Source organism: Nocardioides sp. (assembly GCF_035429765.1).
Classification (GTDB): domain Bacteria; phylum Actinomycetota; class Actinomycetes; order Propionibacteriales; family Nocardioidaceae; genus Nocardioides.
Window position 1 is genome coordinate 1 of sequence record NZ_DAOMFK010000188.1, and the last position, 6,316, is coordinate 6,316.

Annotated in this window: 5 protein-coding genes; 3 read left to right on the plus strand and 2 right to left on the minus strand. The window is 73.6% G+C overall.

What is annotated here, in order from left to right; all coding sequences use genetic code 11:
- The first annotated feature begins 135 nt into the window (after positions 1-135).
- Together PLP61_RS13980 and PLP61_RS13985 are read left to right on the plus strand one after the other, a co-directional pair.
- On the plus strand, positions 136-1,398 hold the full coding sequence (locus PLP61_RS13980) for an HNH endonuclease signature motif containing protein (RefSeq protein ID WP_324503356.1): 1,263 nt from the start codon (positions 136-138) through the stop codon (positions 1,396-1,398).
- Positions 1,399-1,486: 88 nt separating this feature from the next.
- A complete protein-coding gene (locus PLP61_RS13985) occupies positions 1,487-2,158 on the plus strand; it encodes a SprT-like domain-containing protein (protein ID WP_324503357.1) in 672 nt (223 codons plus the stop codon).
- 19 nt (positions 2,159-2,177) lie between these two features.
- Here PLP61_RS13985 and PLP61_RS13990 read toward each other — a convergent pair whose 3' ends face one another.
- Together PLP61_RS13990 and PLP61_RS13995 are read right to left on the minus strand one after the other, a co-directional pair.
- Positions 2,178-2,834 (minus strand): response regulator, encoded by a 657-nt coding sequence (locus tag PLP61_RS13990; protein WP_324503358.1) that lies wholly within the window; start codon positions 2,832-2,834, stop codon positions 2,178-2,180.
- On the minus strand, positions 2,831-3,973 hold the full coding sequence (locus PLP61_RS13995; RefSeq protein WP_324503360.1) for a sensor histidine kinase: 1,143 nt from the start codon (positions 3,971-3,973) through the stop codon (positions 2,831-2,833). The genes PLP61_RS13990 and PLP61_RS13995 overlap by 4 nt, the downstream gene beginning before the upstream one ends.
- A 160-nt stretch (positions 3,974-4,133) precedes the next feature.
- On the opposite strand from PLP61_RS13995, the gene PLP61_RS14000 reads away from it, so the two are divergent.
- On the plus strand, positions 4,134-6,316 hold a 2,183-nt coding region (locus PLP61_RS14000; RefSeq protein WP_324503361.1), incomplete at its 3' end, for an MMPL family transporter.

Consider the following 6,316-nt stretch of genomic DNA (forward strand, 5'->3'; position numbering starts at 1 on the left):
GTGGTCGGGGCGCTTGCGTGGACGGCGGGACACCCGGACAACCTACCCAACCTGGCGGCGCCGCTCCCTCCACACACCCTCCACATGCTTCTCCGATGCCTTGCAATCGAACTTATGTTCTGTTACTGTCTCTACATGACCGCACTGCTGGACCTGCACCCGGACGCCGCACACCCGGCGTACTCCGGGCTGGCCCAGATCCACGAGGTGCTGGACGGCCTGGGTGACGTGGCCGCCCTGCGGACGGGGGACTACGCCGACCTGGTCCGCCAGACCGAGCGGGCGATCCGTCGGCTCCAGGCGGTCAAGCTCAGACTGCTGCGCGGCGCCGACAACGCCGACGTGGCCGCCGGGTCCGGACTGCCCGGCACCGGCCAGTGGCTGGCCAGGGAGACCCACGCCACGGGTGCCTCCGCAGCCGGGCAGGTCGCCCTCGCCTCCGCCCTGGACGACCTGCCCCAGACCCGGACCGCCCTCGCCGCCGGCGAGGTCTCCCCCGAGCACGCCGCGGTGATCGCCACGACCACGAGGCGGCTCCCCGCCGGGCTGGCCCCTGAGCAGGTCACCGCGGTCGAGGAGCGCCTGGTCGGGCAGGCGAAGACCCTCGACCCCTCCGCCCTGCGCAAGAAGGCGCGCCGCGCCCTCGAGGCGGCTGCAAGCAAGGTCGAGACGGATCGCCACCACGACCAGCTGCTCCGCGAGGAGGAGGCCGCCGCGCGCGCCCGGACCCGGCTGACCCTGCACGACAACGCGGACGGCACCGTCACCGGCCACTTCACCGTGCCTACCCTGGCCGGGGCGATCCTGCGCAAGACCCTCCAGCAGATGGCCTCGCCCCGCCGCGGCCGCCTCGGCGCCAGCAAGGCCCACACCGGTCCCGTCGGCGACGGCCTGGACTGGGCCCACCGGTACGGCCGGGCCTTCGTCGAGCTGCTCGAGCACCTGCCCACCAGCCACCTGCACGGCAAGACCGCCGCCACGGTGGTGGTCACCGTGGACCACGACCAGCTGCGCGACGACCTGCGCGCGGCCCGTCTGGACACCGGCGACGAGATCTCCGCGGCCGAGGCCCGGCGCCTGGCCTGCGCCGCCGGGATCCTGCCGGCCATCCTCAACGGAGCCTCGCAGCCGCTGGACCTGGGCCGCGCCCAACGCTTCTTCACCGAGGCCCAGCGCGTCGCCCTCGGCACCCGGCACACCACCTGCGCCGCCGACGGCTGCGACCGCCCCTACGCCTGGTGCGAGCTGCACCACCGACAACCCTGGTCCCACGGCGGCACCACCAACCTCGCCGACGCCGAGCCCCTCTGCGGGTTCCACCACCAACGCATCCACGACCCCGCCTACCACCACACCCGAGCCCCCGACGGCTCGGTCACGTTCCACCGCCGGAGGTGACCCCTGTGATCGACGAACCTCGGCACGCGGTGCGCCCGGAGCGCATCCTGCCCGCAGCTGTCGGTGGCGCGTGCTTGGCTACGGTGCCATGGACCTGACAGAGGCGTACCGGATGGCTACCGGCCTGGTCGCGGAGCACGGCCTGACCGGGTGGCGGGTGGAGCTCGACAACGCCAAGCGTCGTGCCGGGCTGTGCCGACAGCACGACCGGGTGATCTCGCTGAGCCTGCCGCTGACGCGCCTGCACAGCGAGGCAGAGGTCCGCGAGACCGTGCTGCACGAGATCGCGCACGCGTTGGTCGGCGCCCAGCACGGCCACGACGAGGTCTGGCGGCGTACGGCCGTGGCGATCGGCAGCAGCGGTGAGCGCTGCGTCCACGCGGACGCCCCCCGGGTCAGCGGCGCCTGGCTGGGGGTGTGTTCGGCGGGCCACACCCGAGAGCGGCACCGGCGCCCGGAGCGGGTGATGTCCTGCGCGAGGTGCAGCGAGGTCTTCCGGCCCGAGCACATCCTCGAGTGGACCTACCGGGGAAGGCCGGCCGCGATGCACCCCAACTACCTGGCCGAGCTCGACGCGATCCTCCGGGGCAGCGGGCCGGTGCGGCTGGGCGTCGGGACGCCGGCCCGGGTGACTGGGCCGGGCCGGTTCCAGGGGCGGGTCGGGACCGTCGTGGCCGTCGGGCGGACCCGCTACCGGCTGTCGATCGAGGAAGGAGTGCTTAGTGTGATCTTCGCGCACGTGGAGCCCGTGCGCGGGTGAGACCCGGGAGCGGCCGGGCCTACTCGCCTACCCGACCGGTGTCGTAGGCCCACATGGCGATCTCGACCCGGTTGCGGGCGCCGATCTTGGTGAGCAGCGAGGCGACGTGGGTCTTGACGGTGGTCACGCCGATGTAGAGCTCCTCGGCGATCTCCGCGTTGGTGTGACCGCGGGCGACCAGGGCCAGGACCTCCTCCTCGCGGTCGGTGAGCGGCTCGATCGGCTGCGGGCGTGGGGCGGCCGGGCGGGACGCGGCGAGGGTCGCGAGCAGCCGCCGGGTGACGTTGGGCGCGATCAGCGCGTCGCCGACCGCCGCCGCGTGCACCGCCTGGACGAGCAGCTCGGGGCCGGCGTCCTTGAGCAGGAACCCACGGGCGCCCGCCTGCAGTGCCCCGTAGACGTACTCGTCGAGGTCGAAGGTCGTGATCACCACCACTGCCGTCGGGTCGGCCACGTCGGGTCCGGCCAGCCGCCGGGTCACCTCGATGCCGTCCAGGCCGGGCATCCGGATGTCCACGAGGAGCACGTCGGGGCGCAGCCGCCGGGTCAGCTCCACCGCCACCAGGCCGTCCGGCGCCTGGCCCACCACCTCGATCCCGTCCTGGGCGTCCAGGATCATCGCCAGCCCGGTGCGCACCAGGTCCTGGTCGTCGGCCACCACGACGCGGACGGTCACGACGGCAGCTCCCGAGGGAACTCGGCCCGCACCGTCCAGCCGCCACCGGGCGACGGTCCGGCCGACAGCGTGCCACCCAGCAGCTGGGCTCGCTCGGCCATCCCGATCAGCCCGAAGCCCGGCGCCGCGACGGACGACGGGTCCGGCTCGCCGTCGTCGGCGACCCGCAGCCGTACGACGTCGGGCTCCCCCGCGACCTCGATCAGCACCCGGCCGGCATGGTGGGCGTGCCGCAGCGCGTTGGTCAGCGACTCGCGCGCCAGGCGGTAGACCGCGGCGTCGATCCCCCGGGGCAGGTGGCCGAGCTCGCCGGTCAGGGTGACCTGCACCACCGGGATGTCATCGCTGCTGGCCAGCGCCGACAGGTCCGCGATGCCCGCCTGCGGGGCGTACTCGGTCGCCTGGCCGTCGCGGAGGACGCGCACCATCGCGCGCATCTCGGCCAGCGTGCGCGATGCCTCGCTCTCGATCGCCGCGAGCGTCGCCACGGCCGCCTCGGGGCTGGTGTCCGCGACGGCGCGGCCGGCCTGGGCCTGCACCGCGATCGCGGAGACGTGGTGGGCCACGGTGTCGTGCAGCTCGCGGGCCAGGCCGACCCGCTCCTGGTTGCGGATCTCGGCGAGTTGACGGTGCCAGACGTCGGCGCGGTAGCGAAACGCCGCCGCGAGGGCCACGAACATCAGCAGGAAGACGGTGCCTCCGAAGACGTCGGCCCACCCGGTGAAGGAGACGTACATCCCGAGCGCCACGGTGACCGAGACGAACCCGAGCCCGAGCACGACCTCGCGGCCCGAGCCCCACCGCACGAGGGAGTACAGCAGGATCAGGACGAACATCATCGCGTACAGGCCGAGGTCCCCGCTGCCGGTGACCAGCTGGGCGACCGAGAGGACCAGCACCGCTCCGAACCCGACCAGCGCGGCCACCAGCGGGTGGCTCCGACGCCAGAGGAGCACCGGGGCCGCGGCGAGGGCGACGAGGGTGGCCAGCGGGCGCCACGCCACGTCGGGGCGGAAGATCGCCTCGCCCACGGCGACGAGCTCGAACGCACCGACCAGCAGCCAGTCGCTCCCGCGCCGCGCAGGCGCGTCGCCGGGCCGCGGCTCGCGCCAGACCGGGCGCCTTCCCTCGTTCCTCACAGCTCCAGGGTAGGCATCGGCGGGCTTCGGCGTACCGGCCGAAAGGACGAGTGCCGGCTCGTCCGGACGGCGGAGCCGGGACGGGCCCCGACGCCGATGTGCCACCCCCTCCCCCGGCGGGAGCGTGGAGCCGTAGGCAAACCGAAATCGAGGAGTCGTCATGTCACACGTGCTCTACCTCTGGGGCCGCTGGGCCGCCCGTCGACCGTGGGTGGCGATCGCGACCTGGCTGTTCCTCGCCGTCGCGGTCACGGCCGCCTCGGCCACCGTCGGGCACGCGCTCGACGACACGATGACCACACCGGGGAGCGACTCCCAGGCCGCCGCCGACCTGCTGGCGGCCGCCGACACCGGAGCCGACGGGCTCACGTCGTACGTCGTCGCGACGCCGAGGGCCGCCGGTGACACGTTCTTCGACTCCGCCCGGGCCCGGGCCGGTCTCGCCGACCTGGAGCAGTCGCTCACCGGGCTCCCGGACCTGGTCGGCGCCACCGACCCCGCGGGCATGCTCGCCACCGACCAGCAAGGGGCGGTCGACGCCCAGATGGTGTCGCCGGACGGACGGGTGGCGCTGGTGCGCCTGCAGTACCCGGCGATCGAGAAGACCGACAAGAGCGCGCTGGCCGCGCTCAAGACCGCGCTCGAGGAGGCCCGGTCCGGCTCGTCGCTGCGGCTCGAAGCCGGCGGGGACCTCTACTTCAGCTTCGAGGAGGCGCCGATGAGCGCCTACGAGGCCGTGGGCATCGTCGCCGCGCTGGTCATCCTGCTGGTGGCCTTCGGGTCCCTGGTCGCGGCCGGGCTGCCGCTGGTGATCGGGCTGTTCGCGCTGCTGGTCGGCACCAGCGCCCTCTCGCTCGTGGCGTACGGCGTCGACATCCCCGTCTGGGCGCCGGTGATGGCCTCCATGGTGGGGCTGGGCGCCGGCATCGACTACGCGCTGTTCCTCGTGACCCGGCACCGGGAGTACCTCGCCGCCGGGCTGAGCGTCCCGGAGTCGGTGGGCCGGTCGGTGGCCACCGCGGGCCAGGCCGTGATCTTCGCCGGGGGCACCGTGGTCGTGGCGATCCTGGGTCTCGCGTTCGCCGGGCTGCCCTTCGTCGCGGCCGGAGGCGTCGGCATCGCGGTCGTCGTCCTGGTCATGGTGCTGGCTGCGATCACCCTGCTGCCTGCTCTGCTCGGGCTGGCCGGGCCGCGGATCAACCCCCACCACCGCTTCGCACGGCGTACGACGCGCGACTCGACGACTCGCCGCTGGACCCGCTGGGGCAACCACGTCACCAGCCACCCGGTCGCCTACCTCGTCGGCGGCACGACCCTCCTGCTGGCCCTGGCCGCGCCGGTCACCGCTCTGCGGCTCGGTATGCCCGACGAGGGCAGCTACCCGCAGGCCCGCACCGAGCGGCGCGCCTACGACCTGATCGCCGAGGGGTTCGGCCCCGGCGCGATCAGCCCGATCGTGATCGCCGTCGACACCGCGGGCGACGGATCCGCGGTGGACCGGGTCACCGCGGCAGTGGCCGGGGACCGGGGCATCGTCTCGGCTCGTGCGCTGCCCACGACCCCTGGCTCGGACGTGGCCGTCGTCACGGCCCAGGCCACGAGCACGCCGCAGGACCGGGAGACCCAGCAGACCCTTGCTCGGCTGCGGTCCACCGTCCTCCCGGACGCACTCGTGGACGGCTCCGCCTCGGCCCACGTCGGTGGCTACACCGCCGTCATGACCGACATGAGCAACCGCGTCCAGGAGCGGCTGCCGATCTTCCTGGCGGCCGTGGTCCTGCTGTCGTGCCTGCTGCTGGTCGTGCTGTTCCGCTCGCCCGTCGTGGCGGTCAAGGCCGCGATCCTCAACCTGCTGAGCGTCGGCGCGGCGTACGGCGTCCTGGTCGCGGTCTTCCAGTGGGGCTGGGCCAAGGACCTGATCGGCCTCGAGGAGACCGTGCCCATCATCTCCTTCATCCCGCTGTTCATGTTCGCGATCCTGTTCGGCCTCTCGATGGACTACGAGGTCTTCCTGCTGTCGCGGATCCGCGAGGAGTACCTCCGCACCGGCGACAACGCGCGGTCGGTCGTGCACGGCATCGGGGTGACCGCACGGACCATCTCCGCCGGCGCGGCGATCATGGTGTGCGTGTTCGGCGGCTTCATCACCGGCAGCGACCCGACGATGAAGATGCTCGGCCTCGGACTCGCCACCGCCGTGCTCGTCGACGCGACCGTGGTCCGGCTCGTGCTGGTCCCCGCGACGATGGCGCTCCTCGGCCGGGCCAACTGGTGGCTGCCGGCGTGGCTGGACCGGCGGCTGCCGCGGCTGGACGCCGACCCGGTCCGCGGTACGCCGGAGGT